A 14,867-nucleotide genomic window follows, 5' to 3' on the forward strand; every position below is an offset into this window, starting at 1 on the left:
GACCATAATCATTAAATGAAGAGTGGCGCGCTAAATCTGGCGCGCCATACGCGGCATCCTTATTCGGCGGCAAAGTCTTCTAGCAGGGCCAGAGGAATGATATCGAGCGCTTTCTCGTGGGTGGCTTCTAACCGTACTTTGGGCGCAACGCCGGCCTCGTAAGCTTGCAGCCAGCGCGCCGCACACAAACACCATCTATCGCCGTCTAACAATCCTGGGAACGACATACTAGGCCAAGGCGTGATAAGGTCGTTTCCTTGGCGCAGTGAAAACTGTAGAAACTCATCGGTAACAACAGCGCACACGCTATGATTACCTACATCTGCGTCAGGTACGTAACAAAAGCCCTCTCGGGTATATCCCGTATTGCCACAACACAATTGTAGTGGACGGCCATAAACATTTTTTGCATTCGCCAAAATCAAAACCCTCTTTAACTACGTATAATTATGCATAAAAGCAACGTCATATACGCGCTAATACTCACTGCTTTACCTTATTGCCATGGGTACTTAGGGTCAACAGGTATGTGTATATGTCATTACGGTTAAAGGTAAAAAATCGTGCTCGATAAAAGCAAAAAAACAGGTAATAGTAATTTTTCCGAAGAAGAAATTGCGCGCTTTGATGGCCTTGCATACTCTTGGTGGGACCCAAACGGAAAATACAAAACCGCGCTAGAATTTAATCGAGCAAGATTGACCATAATTAAAACCCAATTAGAGAACCACTTTGGTAAAGGGAATCTTCCTCCAGACTATTCTGCGTTATCGATCATCGATATCGGCAGTGGCGGTGGTCTCATCAGTGAACCTTTGGCCGCGTTAGGGGCAAAGGTGACGGGTATTGATGCCAGTTCAGTAAGTGTTGAAGTTGCGAAACGTCATGCGCTAAAAAGTGGCGTAGACGTCGAGTATAAACATATGCTGTCAAGTGAAGCGGTAATGACTGGCCAGCAATATGACGTTGTGATCAACGCCGAGGTGGTAGAGCATGTACCTGACCAGCGTCAGTTAATTAATGAGTGTGCAAGCCTAGTTAGACCGGGTGGTTTACTCATCCTAGCAACGCTTAACAGAACAATTAAAAGTTATGTAATTGCCATAGTGGGCGCTGAATATGTGATGCGCTATTTGCCTGTGGGCACTCACGACTGGCGTAAATTTGTAAAACCCCAAGAGTTACAAGCGTGGGTGGGTGACAGGTTTGCGCTAAAACACCAAACGGGTATGCGCCTCAATCCCTTTAAAGGTGAATGGTTAACAACGCCAAGCCTGTCGGTCAATTTTATCCAAGCGTATTCTAAGCATGAATAATAGGTTATTAGTTCTATTTATTCCCTCTATTGCCTTAAAAAATAGTATAGAAAGTCATAATTAGAAACGAATCTAGCTTTTTGAATTTGCTAAGTATTATTAATCGAAAAAGGACAAGCGACTTACCCAGCTATCCTCACCGAATATTAAAATTGCAATACGATGGTTGATCTTTACACTGTGTTAACATAATTATAACAATGGTCTGACCACAGACCATTCCTAAACATAATTATGGGGCACACACCATGCAACGCAATAACTATAATCACGCAAGACAGACACTTGCTGTTACCTTGGTCAGCGTCATTGCACTGTTTACTCTTGCCACGGGCTACTCGGGGCAAGCACAAGCGGATACATACGCTAAAACAAAACATCCGATTGTCCTTGTTCATGGCCTTTTCGGTTTCGAAGATGTCCTGTTTGTTGACTACTTTTACAAAGTGCCTCACAAACTCAGTCGAAACGGTGCGGTGGTTTACATCGCTGAAGTTTCACCGGCAAATTCTACAGAAGTGCGTGGGGAGCAGCTTCTAGAATATATCGATGAAGTATTAGCGCTCTCCGGTGCTGAAAAAGTCAATTTGATAGGCCATAGTCACGGCGGTCCTACTGCGCGCTATGCAGCGAGTGTTGCGCCGAATAAAGTGGCCTCTGTAAGCTCGGTAGCGGGTGTAAATTGGGGAAGTAAGGTCGCTGACCAGCTTAGAGACGCTTTTGCAGAAGATTCCGTGGGCGAAGGCGCCGTAGGGGTCGTTGTTGACGCGTTTGCCAACATTATAGAAATTGCTTCAGGCTCAGACCCAAGAGACAAGCCAACCGATTCAATTGCTGCGTTAAACTCTTTGTCTACATCAGGTTCAGTGGCGTTTAACCAAAAGTATCCAGAAGGCATGCCGACAGCGTATTGCCGCAACGACGGTAAGATGTTGGCAGACAATGGTGTGTATTATTTCTCGTGGAGTGGCGGTAGAACTTATACTAATGCTCTTGACGTCGTTGACCCTTTTCTAGCTATTACCGGCACAGCGTTTAATGAGCCAAACGACGGCTTAGTATCAACCTGTAGTTCGCATTTAGGAAAGGTGCTTAAAGACAATTATAAAATGAATCATCTAGATGAGGTGAATCAGAGCTTTGGCATCACCCATTGGTTTGAAACCAACCCTGTAGATGTGTTTGTTCGTCAGGCAAATAGACTAAAAGCGTTAGGGCTGTAGTGAAGCTTTTACGTAAGCGTTATATAGTGGCTATAGGAGGGCTTAGTGCTCTCCTTGTCACGTTAAGCTATATTTTTTATTTTGACGGTTCGCCAGAAGTAAGGGGCAATCAAATAAACCGCGCGGTCAAAGAAAGTTCGCTTGCCAAAAGTACTTTTGACAGTGCACAGTCAGCTATCCAAACTGAAGCAAAGCAGCAAACTAGCACTCGTCGACACCCCGTCTCGCAAGACGATGTTGGGCTTATTGCTTTTGAACTAAGCTATACAACCAAAGATCTTTTTGACCGCTTCATATTCCAAAGAACTAGTGATTTACCAGACGTTATTAAGCGTGCCTATGTATCGCACGCTAAGGCGTCTTTTACGGTATCGTCGCGGCAGGTGGCCACTGATTTGTTTTCTCGCTATGTCGATTATAAAGTGGCGTTGTCGTCAACAGAATTAGACGTTGATCTAGCCACGCACAGCCTGCGAGATATTTCATATAAATTAGATGAGCGGGAAGACCTTCGGCGCGCATATTTTTCAGAAAAAGAATATCACTATTTATTTAGCCGAGATGCGAAAGTAGACGAAGCGGCCCTTGCCCGACTTGCTCTAGCGCAGGAAAGTCATTTATCCAAAGAGGCGCGCAAGGGGCTGATTGTCGAGTCGATTAAAGCAGGCAGTAGCGAAGAAAGGACAGTGTTTCAGCCTACGCTTAACATGCATCGCATTAACGAGATAAAGCGGGCGCATGGGAGTTTAAATGACCGCTATAATGCAGTAGCAGCGGAATTTGGCCCTGAGGTAGCAGAGCGATTAACGCAGACGTGGAAGCAGCAGGCTGAATGGAAAAGTCGTGTGGCAGAATTTGAGCGCTACCGAGACACGTTAAAGCAGCAGTCGCTGACGGCGCAGGCGTTTGAAGAAGCATTAGCCGACTATCAAAGCCAAAAGTTTAGTGTAAACGAGATAAAACGCTTGAAAGTACTGACGTCGCTATAGAGGTATAACCATAAAGGTGCTGAATAGTTTTACTGAGATACAGAGTGATTTGAAACCAAGTAGTTCAGTTACTACTCTAAGCTTTGCTGTTACACCCTATAACGCGTGAATAAGCCTCGAGACAAAAACTATGAAAATTTACGAAACGAAAACCGCGCCTAATCCCCGTCGAGTACGCATGTTTTTAGCCGAAAAGGGCATTGATGTTGATTACGTTCAGGTCGATATTCAAAAAGGCGAAAACTTAAGTGCTGAAATGCGAGCTAAAAACCCTTTAGGGAAAATACCTATTTTAGAGCTTGATGACGGTACCTGTATTGCTGAAACGGATGCGATTTGTACCTATTTTGAAGCACTCCAACCAGAACCACCACTAATGGGGACGACGCCAGTAGAAAAGGCAACCATCTCTATGTGGCAGCGACAAGTAGAGTTGGCGTTTATGATGCAAGTTGGCATGTGCTTTCAGCATACAACGGGCTACTTTAAAGATCGCATGACCCCAGTACCAGAGTTTGGTAAAGAGGCGGGTATTAATGCGTCGAAATATCTCAATATTCTCGAGCGCAGACTTGGCGTTAAAGAGTTTATAGCGGGCGATAGGTTCTCTATAGCCGACATTACCGCCTTGTGTGCTATGGATTTTGCGCGAGTGGTTAAAATTCGAATGAAGGACGAGCACGTAAACTTAACGCGCTGGTACGAGGCGGTAAGCAGCAGAGCGAGTGCAAACGCCTAATGATAGATTTATACACAGCAGCGACACCGAATGGGTGGAAAGCCTCGGTGGCTTTAGAAGAAATGGGCCTCAAATACACGGCACATGGCGTCAACTTAATGAAAGGGGAGCAGAAAACCCCTGAGTTTTTAGCCATGAACCCCAACGGTCGCATTCCTGTCATTGTTGATAGAGAAGAGGATGGGCATGTAGTCTTCGAATCGGGCGCTATCATGATATATCTGGCAGAAAAGACGGGCATGTTTTTACCGCGTGACGCCAAGCGCAAGAGCCAAGTTATTCAATGGCTCATGTTTCAAATGGGCGGTATTGGCCCCATGATGGGCCAGGCGAATGTCTTTCATCGCTACTTGGAAGAGAAGATACCCGTTGCTATCGCCCGATACCAAAACGAAGTGCGGCGTTTATTTACGGTGCTTGATGGCCATCTTGAAAACAAAGCATACTTAGTCGATGACTACAGCATCGCTGATATGGCTAACTGGTGCTGGGTGCGCACGTACGAGTGGTCTGGTGTTAGCATCGAAGGGCTAGACAATCTTATTCGCTGGAAGAACAGTATTGAAGCGAGGCCTGCAGCACGCAGAGGTGTGGAAGTGCCGAACAAAATCGATAAAGAAGCGTTGATAAAAGGGGCGAAAAACGTTGTTACGAAATAGCGTTTACATCATGATGTTCCGCCCCTTTAAGCGGTGCTGATGCCGTTAGCAATTAGTTCGTTTGCGTTTCAAGAAACTCGCTAATTGCTTTGATATGTTCTGGCCCAATACCACAGCAGCCCCCAACGGTGCTCGCGCCTGCCGCTATCCAAGATTTAACGTAATCAAGATAGCGCGCGGGGGTAACGTCATCACGTAGTTCAGATAAAAGTGCGTTAGCTTGGTGGCTACGTTTTCTCTCTGAAAAGCTATTCGCATAGGCGCCAATAGCAATGTTGGGGTTTAATTTGCGTGTAATGGTAATCGCACTTTCCATTTCTTCTGGCTGTGAGCAGTTGAAAAGTACACGTTCAACATCGCGAAGCACGGGCACTATTTTTTCTAAAGGCTCGCCAGAGCGAAGGGTAACAGGCTCATCTGTTGACGCTCTATTGTGCAGAGAAAACGACAGCCAGATGGGGCGGGAAGAAAGCGTTTTAATCAGTGAAACTACGGCATCGGCCTCTTCAATTGAACTAGCAGTTTCAATTAACCATACGTCGATATAAGGCGCTTGGGCTTCGATAAGAGGTATCAGAATCTCACTTACCCTGCTCGCGTCGAAGAGGTCTGGGCGGTAAGAGCCAAAAGCGGGGGGAATACAGCCCGCCACCGATAATTTACCTTCTTGTTTACCTTGCGGGGCGTTAACGGCATCTCTTGCTAGCTTAGCTGCCGTTTCGGCAAGCTTGAATGCCTGCTCATTAAAGGTTTGCTCACCAATGTGAAACGGCACCAGTGCGTAGGCATTGGTCGTAATAACGGTGGCACCTGCATTCAAAAAGTGGGTATGGACGTCACTGACTAACTCAGGGCTTTGCATTAACGCCAGTGCAGACCATTCTGGTTGTCTAAAAGGCGCGCCAATTTTTTTAAGTTCCCGGCCCATTCCACCGTCTAAAATTTGAATTGCTTTATCACCTGCCGTCATGAAAACCTTAACTGTATATCTGTGTTACTGAATGATTAATAATAGTTAGCTTGAAGTGCCAAATTTGCGCTTCCAATAGATTGCGCCTTGCCGCCCACGTAGCCAGGGCTAATTTGAACCTCTGCTATGCCCCGCATATCCAACTGCTGCATTGTTTCATGTGTTTGCTTAACCAGTAAGCGTTTTACGTCGCTAGGCACTGCGCCGTCAATAATTACGCCGTCTAAATCTAAAAGGCTCATTGCGCACTGTGTTGCAAATGCTAGCCCTTTAGCGGTCTCGCTAATCCAACGGTTTACAATATCTTCGTCGCAAAGCCAATGAGAGGGAGATTCATAGATATGCTTGCCATTTAGGCCCGCATCTATCAGTTTTCGTTCCAATAAATAGAGTGAAGATTGGGTAATTAATTGGCGCTGTTCGCTGCCGTTGAAAAAAGGTAGCGAGCCTATTGCTCCCGCGTTACCCGTTTTCCCATTTACCAATTGACTGTTAAGAACAAGCCCGCCACCTAAAAAGGTGCCAACGAAGATATATAAAAAGCTATTGTAGCTTTCAGGGTTGCCAAAGGACATCTCGGCACTGCACGCGGCCCCAGCATCGTTTTTAATAAATACGGGTAGGGTTAATAAATCTTCAAGTGCGGTTTGCGGGTTGAACTCTTTCCATTCTTCTAGCTCTTTTTGAGGTGCGCCGGCTTCTTCTGCCCAGCTCCAAATTTCAAAAGGCATGGCAACGCCCAAGCCCCTGATCAGCCCTTGTTGCTCATCGCTTAAATTTTTAACCAAAACATTAAAGGCACGCTGAGCAAAAGTGAGTAAATTACCTACCGTTGGATACGCAAACTTTTCGTGAAGCGTTGCCCTTACGCTACCTTTTAAATCGAGCAACGTCATATCGAAGCTACGGCGACCAACCTTAAGCCCAATACCAAACGCCCCATTTTCATTAAGGCCAAATGGCACTTTGGGCTGGCCAACTCCGCCTTTAATCGGCTTTAGTCTCTTAACTAGACCATCAGCTTCTAATTTTTTAATGATCACGGTAGCAGATTGTGCAGACAGCCCCGTTAATTGCGCAATTTCTGCTTTTGACAGTGCGGCACGTTGACGAATAAGAGTGAGAATCTCTCGTTCATTTGCAGAGCGATTATCGAGTAGCAATGGCGTTTTTTGGGATGGCAAGTGAAAAGCCGGTTCAATATTCAATGTAATTACAATCTTTCGTTAAGTGAAGCTAGAGTTTAATAACAACCCAGTCGTGTATCAAATATAAGAAGTGGTGTAGGTGGTTGTTCAGAAATAACTTTCTTTATTAAGTAAACACAAACACTATCACATCCTACAATTCTTGCGCAAAATTTTAAATCAATTGAGTTGATTTAATTGTTTCTTTCGACAATACTATGCCCCAATTAATTAACGATTCGTTAACCTTGTGCTTTTCGCGCAACGTTAAATGCCCATTTTTTGTATTTTGTAAGCGAGGCTGGTATGAAAATTTTATGTTTAGGTGAAGTGCTTATTGATATGTTAAGCCAAGGTGCGGCGCCCAAAGATGGCAACATACCAGCCATGAAACCTTTTCAACCCTATGCTGGTGGTGCACCTGCTAATGTAGCGGTAGCGGTAGCGCAGCTGGGCGGTGAAAGTGCAATGGTATCGAAAGTAGGCGACGATACTTTTGGCGCGTTTCTTAAAGAGATGCTTGAGCACTACAAAGTAAACACTGACTTTGTATGGACCACCCAAGAAGGCAATACCGCGCTTGCGTTTGTAAACCTTGATGAAGACGGTGAGCGCTCGTTCGACTTTTACGTTGATAATGCCGCGCATAAGCACATTTCAGAGCAAGACCTGTCGACTATTGATTGCGACAAAAATACCGTGCTTCACTTCTGCTCAGGCTCAATTTCTGGACCAGAACTTATTCCTGGTACCGAGTTTATTCTAAACAAGGCGAAGGATAACGGCATGATGGTGTGCTTGGATATCAACTACCGCCCTGCGTTTTGGGATGATACAGTGAACGCGCCAAGCCGCATTGACGAAGCCGCTAAGAAAGTGTCTATTCTAAAGGCAAGCCGTGAAGAGCTGGCTGAACTTTATGGTGAAGAAAATGCAGATACAAAAGTGCAGCAGTGGCTAGATAGCGGCGTTAAAGTTGTACTGGTTACCGATGGCGGCGAGCCAATTCACTATATCACTAAGTCGTTCAGCGGCACGCTAGCATCGCCAAAAATGGATGTAAAAGACACCACCGCAGCGGGTGACTCGTTCATTGGCGGTTTTCTGTATTTCCTTTCAACGAAAGTGAAAAACGCAGATGAGTTCGACGCTTGGGCAGAAAACTTTGAAAATGTAAGCGAAGCTACCGAATTTGCCATTCGCTGTGGGGCTTACACGGTAACCCAGTACGGTGCCTTCAGTGCATTGCCGACCCAAGCGAATATCGCTAAATAAGTTATTTAATAAACGGTTGCACAATAAAAAGAGGGTTCAAATTTGAACCCTTCAGATTGATGGTAAACCCCTCTTTTTTCGGAGGGGTTTATTTTTTCTAGTAACAGAAGACTGCGTTTTTGCTTCTAACAACACGTGCTGACGGCACGAAGAGCGGTAGGCTAACGCGCTCACCGTTTGAGTCTAGGTTAGTGCTTATCCGCTCTGCTTTGGAATTTACGCTCTTCGGTGTTTACCTTAATCCACTCTCCGGTGCTGATATATTCAGGCACCTGCACAACCAACCCTGTTGAAAGTGTGGCCGGTTTGGTACGTGATGTTGCCGACGCGCCTTTGATGGAAGGGTCGGTTTCAACCACTTCAAGCTCAACGCTCATGGGCAAGTCTAAGGCAACCGGTACTTCGCTAACGATGACAACCTGAATGCCATCGGTATCTTCGTTGATAAACAGCGCCTCGTTTTCAATGCTGTCCTTGTTCAGGTGGTAAGGTGTATAGTCTTCTTTATCCATGAACACATACTCTTCGCCGTCAATATAAGAAAACATTGCAGGGCGACGTATTAAGTCGGCCATATCCAGCGTGTCTGAGTCTTTAAATGTTTCGTCGTATTTTGCACCGGTGACCACGTCGTACATACGCATACGATAAATACTGCCACCCGCGCGGCCTTGAGGAACAGAGCGTTCAATGTCTCTTACAATGCAAGTTTTTCCGTCAAATACCACGGTGTTATTCTTTTTAATTTCACTAGCCTTAGGCATGGCGACTTCCTATTGTTTTGTTTTTTTCAGGTCCAAGCCTGATTCTATTGCTTAAGCCATTCTCTGCGATTTTGCGCTACTTAGAAAGCTTTTTAGTGTCATTGCTCTATCAAGGCTTTCACGTTGGCTAGGGTGTCAGCTTCATCAGCGGGCTTGTCCCAGCGAATACGGTGAATGCGAGGAAAGCGCAGCGCGACGCCCGATTTATGTCTTGATGAAGGGTGAGCAGCGTCGAAGGCCACTTCTAATACGAGTTCTTTTTTAACTTCTCGTACGGGCCCGAAGCGGCCGACGGCATTGCGTCTTACCCAATTATCAAGCTTCTTAAGCTCTTCATCGGTGAAGCCTGAATATGCTTTCCCAATGGGCAGTAGTTGGTTGTCTTCCCACGCACCAAAGGTGTAATCAGAATAGAAGCTTGAACGTTTTCCGTGCCCCCGCTGCGCGTACATCATAACCGCATCAACAACCAGCGGATCGCGCTTCCACTTAAACCATTTGCCCTTCGGCCGGCCGGGAATGTACTTACTATCAAGGCGCTTTATCATCAGCCCTTCAACTGCACGGTTTTGACAAACTTGAGTGTGAAGCTTGCGAAGGCTTTGAGGGGAGGTAGCGGTAAGGGTTTCTGATAGAAACAAACGGTTGTTACTATTTTCGCTAAACCACTTTTCAAGGGCTTGGCGCCGAGCTTTCAACGTTTTTTCAGTGAGATCCTCACCATTAAGCACTAAGGCGTCGTACACAATGAGCCCTACAGGAGCGGAAGACTGTAGCGCTTTGCTTGGTTTTTTCTTATTAAGGCGCTGCTGAAGCGCGTTGAAGGTGTCCACATCCGGCTGTGTGGCGAGCGAAACCTGTGAGCCGCTTTTATCAATCAGCGTTTTCTCATTATTCGCACTTGTTTTAGCTGAGCCTTCGGTTGAGTCATAGCGATCCTCCACGTTATGGATAACAAGCAATTCACCGTCTAGCACCATGTTACCATTTATGGTTTCAAGTAAGTCTGGGAATGAGTGGCTGATGTCATCGCCAGTCCGAGAGAAGAGCGCCTTTTCGGGCTGATCTTCATCGGGCGCACGGTTGTTATTGTGTCTATCATCAAAGGTTGTATTTGACTTAACAACGAGCTGTACACGAATGCCGTCGTACTTGTTTTCAATTTGCCATGTGTCTTTAGTGAATGCGTCAATGTCGCTATCTTCAATGGGGTGAGAGAGCATGACAGGGTGAAAGGTTACCGCGTTTTCAATATCGGGTTTATCGGCTTTGCCTTCTAGCCATGAAAGCATATCCACGTAGGGCGGGGTTACCGCGTGCCATAAGGTTTCAATGTCCTTGATATCTTTGTTGCCGTAATCTGCGAGTATTTGTTTAATAGAGCGGGCCGACACGCCTATGCGCAGACCGCGCGTCCCTAGTTTCAGTAACGCCCAGCGCTGGGCAGGTGTCATTATGGTTAGATAATGGGCCAAGGTGTCAGACACCTTTTGCTTACTCACCGACGCAAACGTTTCTACCACTTCCGTAAGGCTTGGAAGCGAGTCTGTAGGCTCGCTATGCGGCCATAAATGGGCCACGGTTTCGCTCACTTCACCGACATAATCGTAGCTCATGGCAAAAAGGGCGGGGTCGGTGTGTTCGATAATAAGCTTCTTTACCGTATTGCGCTTGAAAAAATCGAAGCGCAGCGTGCCTGCCATAGCGGCAATGGCCCAGCCGCGGTCAGGGTCTGGCGTATTGGCAATGTAGTCAGCGATAAGCTGCGCTTTTGCCTTGGTTCCAGCGGTGTAATAAAGCTGTTCAAGTAAGTTACTGAATGCCTCCACTAGTCGCCTCCTTGCTCTTCTTCATCATAACCAACTAGCGATAATGCTCTGGCTTTAAACCCCATTTTTTCTGCCTGATATATTAAAGCGTCTTCTCTGCCGTGGGTCACCCACACTTCTTTCGGGTTGACTTCTTCAATGGTTTGCAGCAATTCGGGCCAGTCGCAATGATCAGAGATAATAAGCGGTAGTTCGGCATTTTTTTGCTTCGCGCGAGCGCGAATTTGCATCCAACCAGACGCCACAACCGGGCGCACGTTAGGCAAGCTTCGTGACCACCTGTCGGCGAGTGCCGAAGGGGGCGCAATGACTATCTCACCGGTTAGTGTTTTCTTATCTGCAACTTCAGATACCGGAATTAACTCACCCAAGTCTATTCCTAATTGCTTGTATAAATCGCACAGCTTGAGCTGCGCACCATGTAAGTAGATTGGCTTTGTGTAACCCGCCTCACGTAGCGCTAATATAACCCGTTGGCATTTACCTAGTGCATAAGCGCCTACTAGATGGCATCGATCGGGAAACACGCGTAATGAATGAAGCAGCTTTTCAATTTCATGTCCAATAGGTGGATGTTTAAAGACAGGAAGCCCAAAAGTAGCTTCGGTAATTAATACATCGCAAGGGACAACTTCAAACGGAGGGCATGTGGGGTCGTGACGGCGCTTGTAATCGCCAGAGACCACAACGCGGTAACCGCCGTATTCAATTAAAATTTGTGTTGATCCTAGAATATGTCCAGCGGGATAAAAGGTGGCTTTTACATCATTAAAATTAATGGTTTCACCCATTGCTACAGTGTGCTGCTGAATCGCCATATCTTCACCGTAGCGGGTTTGCATAATGGCCAGTGTTTCTGAACTTGCGTACACACTGTTATGGCCAGCTCTTGCGTGATCAGCGTGGCCGTGTGTAACAAGCGCTGTCGCCACTTCATTCATGGGGTCAATGTAAAACTCACCAGGCTCACAATAAAGGCCGGTATCGTCAGCTTTCAGCCAGGTTGATGGATGCACTATCAAACGTATCCGTTAACAAAAGTTTGTTGTTACTACGTATTTACGGCCCCAAAACGACCACTTAACGCCGCTCAAATGCTAAAAACTAAAGATATCATGAGTAAACCTAACTAAGGGTTGGTCGTATAAACGCTAAAAATGTGAACAAGAACTGTAAATGACATCACTTCCCGCGGCCTTTTCGAAATGGTTTAAGCAAAAGGGCTGGCAATTACGCGACTATCAGCAAACCATGCTGACAGAAAAAGACCAGCACGACTGTACATTATTAATAGCGCCAACAGGGGCGGGCAAAACCCTGTCCGGCTTTTTGCCTAGCCTAATCGAACTTGCTGAGACATATGGTATGAGTGAGCTTGCCGAGACGGTAGAAGACGGGGCGCCAATTGAGGTCTCTGAAACGAGACAGCTTTCTGGCTCGAGAGAAACTGACGAACACGTCGAAACAAAGGCTACAGATAGGCAGGCAAAGAAAGGAAAAGAAAAGGGTGGTTTCAACGGCCTACATACCCTTTACATCTCGCCACTTAAAGCACTCACGCAAGATATCCATCGTAATTTGTTACAGCCCATTGAAGAAATGGCGCTCCCGATAACGGCAGAAACACGTACTGGCGATACGCCTTCGCACAAGCGCCAGCGTCAACGTAAAAAGCCGCCAAACATCCTGCTCACTACCCCTGAATCGCTCATGCTCATGTTGAGCTACGCCGATGCTGACAAACTATTTGGTAAACTCAAACGGGTTATTATCGACGAAACCCATAGCTTAATGGCAAACAAGCGCGGTGACTTTTTATCGTTAGCCCTTGCCCGATTAAGCGTATTCTCTCCCCATTGTAAACGCATTGGTCTGTCTGCCACTGTAGCCTTTCCCGAAACGTTGGGCGCGTGGCTGGCTGGCAGTGACAGTGTTGCCAATATCATCAAAGTAAAAGCGGGGGAGAAGCCAAAAGTAGAGATGCTGCATTCCAAAGCACGCATGCCCTTTGGCGGATTTATGGCACGCTATGCTATCGACGATATCTACCAAGCTATTGAAAATGCCCAAACCACATTGGTTTTTGTAAATACGCGTGCCCAGTCAGAACTTCTCTTTCAAATGCTGTGGGAGGCAAATAAAGCAGCGCTGCCCATTGCGCTGTATCACGGCAGCTTGAGCAAAGAGCAGCGCCGCAAAACCGAAGCCATGATGGCCAGCGGTATGCTGCGGGCCATTGTATGTACCTCGGCGCTAGAGCTCGGTATCGACTGGGGGGACGTCGACAAAGTCATTCAAGTAGGCGCGCCGAAAGGCGTGAGCAGGCTGCTGCAAAGAATAGGGCGGGCTAACCACAGGCTCGACGAACCGAGCGAAGCGCTACTAGTACCCGCAAATCGCTTTGAAGCGCTGGAATGCCAAGCAGCAATCACCGCTATTGAAAAAGGCGAGCTAGATGGTGAAAGCCCACAGCCGGGCGCACTAGATATTATTCCACAATTCATCTTGAACTGTTTGTGTAGCAAAGCTGATAGCCCTGATACCTTGTACCAGGAGATACTTACCGCGACGCCTTATCAAGGGCTAGATAGAGATGATTTCGATAAGCTATGGCAGTTTACCCAAGACGGCGGTAGTGCCCTTAATGCTTATGAGCGGTATCAGCGTTTAACAAAAAACGACGATGGCACTTTCTCGCCAGCTAATCGCCGCGTTATTCAACGGCACAGGCAGAACATAGGTACTATTGTTGAAGCGGGGCGACTTAAAGTAAAGCGTATTCGTAGGGGAAACCAAGGTAAGATCATTGGTGAAGTAGAAGAGTATTTCGCTCAGCAATTAACGCCGGGAGACACCTTTTATTTTGGCGGAGAAGTGCTGCGCTTTGAAGCTATTCGCGACATGCAGCTTCATGCGAAGCCGGCTAAAGCCAAAGAGCCAAAAATACCCAGCTACGCGGGTGGCCAAATGCCGCTATCTACCTATTTGGCGGAAGGCGTACGGGCAATTCTGGCTACTCAGAAGTCATGGAAAGCACTACCCGCGCAAGTTCAAGAATGGCTTGAACTTCAGCAGGCGTTTTCTCAGTTACCTAGCCCTGAAAAGGTGCTGGTGGAGCAGTTTCCATTTAGGCAGGCGCACTACACCTTGTACTACACCTTCGACGGTCGCAAAGCGAACCAAACATTAGGTATGTTGCTAACGCGGCGAATGGAAAAAATGGGGGTTAAACCTTTAAGCTTCAGCGTGACTGATTATGGCTTGTCGGTGGCATCGGTAAATGCTATTAATCAAGTACAGCTGCAGCAGCTATTTCAGCCTGATATTTTAGGTGATGAATTAGAAGATTGGATGCTACAAGCACCTATGCTCAAGCGCTCTTTTAGGCAAGTGGCGGTGGTAAGCGGCCTGACAGAGCAGCGTTATCACGCCAGCCAAAAAACCATGAAGCAGGTAACGTTTTCTACCGACCTTATTTACGATACCTTGCGAGAACACGACCGCGACCACATTTTACTTAAAGTGGCCCGAGCTGATGCAGAGGGTGAGCTACTGGATTTACGACGACTCGCTAATTTACTTATTCGCTACGTAGATTCAGCGACGTTAGTGAACCTTGAAAAACCGTCGCCTATGGCCATACCCATTGTACTAGATGTACGTAGCGAACAAGTGAAAGGCGCAGGGGCGCAGGCTATTATTGAGCAAGCTAATTTATATGCCGAAGCTGAAACTATGTTAGATGAAGTTCGTGCATTGCTATCAGGGGCTAGCGTCGACTAAGGTAGAGATAAACACGACCATTAAGCTTCGCTTTCATATCTTGGCAACGCAGTTAACACCTGTCATCTTGCACAACCAATAAGAGCGGTCAGAATGCGGAAGCTCGAAGCCTCATCCCGCTAAATGAACGAGC

13 protein-coding genes are annotated in these 14,867 nt (G+C 46.7%); 7 read left to right on the forward strand and 6 right to left on the reverse strand.

Annotated features, from left to right (window positions below):
• Window positions 1-59: 59 nt before the first annotated feature.
• Window positions 60-419 carry a DUF2237 family protein gene (locus ACTRWF_RS10750; protein WP_015068342.1) on the reverse strand — a complete coding sequence of 120 codons (360 nt, stop codon included), beginning with the start codon at window positions 417-419 and terminating at the stop codon, window positions 60-62.
• Between the two features lie 144 nt (window positions 420-563).
• Here ACTRWF_RS10750 and ubiG point away from each other — a divergent pair, with 144 nt between their 5' ends.
• The 5 genes from ubiG (at window position 564) to ACTRWF_RS10775 (ending at window position 4,926) form a co-directional block, all read left to right on the forward strand.
• Window positions 564-1,316 carry a bifunctional 2-polyprenyl-6-hydroxyphenol methylase/3-demethylubiquinol 3-O-methyltransferase UbiG gene (ubiG, locus tag ACTRWF_RS10755; protein ID WP_462835536.1) on the forward strand — a complete coding sequence of 251 codons (753 nt, stop codon included), beginning with the start codon at window positions 564-566 and terminating at the stop codon, window positions 1,314-1,316.
• A 248-nt stretch (window positions 1,317-1,564) separates the two neighbouring features.
• On the forward strand, window positions 1,565-2,539 hold the full coding sequence (locus ACTRWF_RS10760) for an alpha/beta fold hydrolase (RefSeq protein WP_462835537.1): 975 nt from the start codon (window positions 1,565-1,567) through the stop codon (window positions 2,537-2,539).
• Window positions 2,539-3,528 (forward strand): lipase secretion chaperone, encoded by a 990-nt coding sequence (locus ACTRWF_RS10765; protein ID WP_462835538.1) that lies wholly within the window; start codon window positions 2,539-2,541, stop codon window positions 3,526-3,528. The genes ACTRWF_RS10760 and ACTRWF_RS10765 overlap by 1 nt, the downstream gene beginning before the upstream one ends.
• 130 nt (window positions 3,529-3,658) lie before the next feature.
• Window positions 3,659-4,267 carry a glutathione S-transferase family protein gene (locus ACTRWF_RS10770; protein WP_020744460.1) on the forward strand — a complete coding sequence of 203 codons (609 nt, stop codon included), beginning with the start codon at window positions 3,659-3,661 and terminating at the stop codon, window positions 4,265-4,267.
• Complete coding sequence (locus tag ACTRWF_RS10775; protein ID WP_020744459.1) at window positions 4,267-4,926, forward strand: glutathione S-transferase family protein; 660 nt, start codon at window positions 4,267-4,269, stop codon at window positions 4,924-4,926. The genes ACTRWF_RS10770 and ACTRWF_RS10775 overlap by 1 nt, the downstream gene beginning before the upstream one ends.
• A 52-nt stretch (window positions 4,927-4,978) precedes the next feature.
• Here the strand turns inward: ACTRWF_RS10775 and ACTRWF_RS10780 are convergent, their stop codons facing one another.
• Together ACTRWF_RS10780 and ACTRWF_RS10785 are read right to left on the reverse strand one after the other, a co-directional pair.
• Window positions 4,979-5,896 (reverse strand): homocysteine S-methyltransferase family protein, encoded by a 918-nt coding sequence (locus ACTRWF_RS10780; RefSeq protein WP_462835539.1) that lies wholly within the window; start codon window positions 5,894-5,896, stop codon window positions 4,979-4,981.
• A 35-nt stretch (window positions 5,897-5,931) separates the two neighbouring features.
• Window positions 5,932-7,104, reverse strand: a complete 1,173-nt coding sequence (locus ACTRWF_RS10785; protein WP_462835540.1) for an ROK family protein — start codon at window positions 7,102-7,104, stop codon at window positions 5,932-5,934.
• Between the two features lie 285 nt (window positions 7,105-7,389).
• On the opposite strand from ACTRWF_RS10785, the gene ACTRWF_RS10790 reads away from it, so the two are divergent.
• Complete coding sequence (locus ACTRWF_RS10790) at window positions 7,390-8,358, forward strand: carbohydrate kinase family protein (RefSeq protein WP_015068334.1); 969 nt, start codon at window positions 7,390-7,392, stop codon at window positions 8,356-8,358.
• Window positions 8,359-8,546: 188 nt separating this feature from the next.
• On the opposite strand, the gene efpL is transcribed toward ACTRWF_RS10790, so the two are convergent.
• From efpL to ACTRWF_RS10805, 3 genes are all read right to left on the reverse strand, one after another.
• Window positions 8,547-9,122 (reverse strand): elongation factor P-like protein EfpL, encoded by a 576-nt coding sequence (efpL, locus tag ACTRWF_RS10795; RefSeq protein WP_015068333.1) that lies wholly within the window; start codon window positions 9,120-9,122, stop codon window positions 8,547-8,549.
• 98 nt (window positions 9,123-9,220) lie between these two features.
• On the reverse strand, window positions 9,221-10,951 hold the full coding sequence (locus ACTRWF_RS10800; protein WP_024017125.1) for a cisplatin damage response ATP-dependent DNA ligase: 1,731 nt from the start codon (window positions 10,949-10,951) through the stop codon (window positions 9,221-9,223).
• Complete coding sequence (locus tag ACTRWF_RS10805; protein ID WP_278385015.1) at window positions 10,951-11,967, reverse strand: ligase-associated DNA damage response exonuclease; 1,017 nt, start codon at window positions 11,965-11,967, stop codon at window positions 10,951-10,953. The genes ACTRWF_RS10800 and ACTRWF_RS10805 overlap by 1 nt, the downstream gene beginning before the upstream one ends.
• 160 nt (window positions 11,968-12,127) lie before the next feature.
• Here ACTRWF_RS10805 and ACTRWF_RS10810 point away from each other — a divergent pair, with 160 nt between their 5' ends.
• The gene (locus tag ACTRWF_RS10810; protein ID WP_462835541.1) at window positions 12,128-14,734 is read left to right on the forward strand and encodes a ligase-associated DNA damage response DEXH box helicase; all 2,607 of its coding nucleotides are present in this window, start codon (window positions 12,128-12,130) and stop codon (window positions 14,732-14,734) included.
• Window positions 14,735-14,867 lie beyond the last annotated feature (133 nt).

This window comes from Alteromonas sp. G5_S2_22_S1, from assembly GCF_054968525.1.

What these genes read in the sequence shown, in the direction of transcription:
- ACTRWF_RS10770 (WP_020744460.1), top strand. Translation starts at nt 3,659, where the DNA reads ATGAAAATTTACGAAACGAAAACCGCGCCTAATCCCCGTCGAGTACGC.
- efpL (WP_015068333.1), bottom strand. Translation starts at nt 9,122, where the DNA reads ATGCCTAAGGCTAGTGAAATTAAAAAGAATAACACCGTGGTATTTGAC.
- ACTRWF_RS10775 (WP_020744459.1), top strand. Translation starts at nt 4,267, where the DNA reads ATGATAGATTTATACACAGCAGCGACACCGAATGGGTGGAAAGCCTCG.
- ACTRWF_RS10780 (WP_462835539.1), bottom strand. Translation starts at nt 5,896, where the DNA reads ATGACGGCAGGTGATAAAGCAATTCAAATTTTAGACGGTGGAATGGGC.
- ACTRWF_RS10760 (WP_462835537.1), top strand. Translation starts at nt 1,565, where the DNA reads ATGCAACGCAATAACTATAATCACGCAAGACAGACACTTGCTGTTACC.
- ACTRWF_RS10810 (WP_462835541.1), top strand. Translation starts at nt 12,128, where the DNA reads ATGACATCACTTCCCGCGGCCTTTTCGAAATGGTTTAAGCAAAAGGGC.
- ACTRWF_RS10790 (WP_015068334.1), top strand. Translation starts at nt 7,390, where the DNA reads ATGAAAATTTTATGTTTAGGTGAAGTGCTTATTGATATGTTAAGCCAA.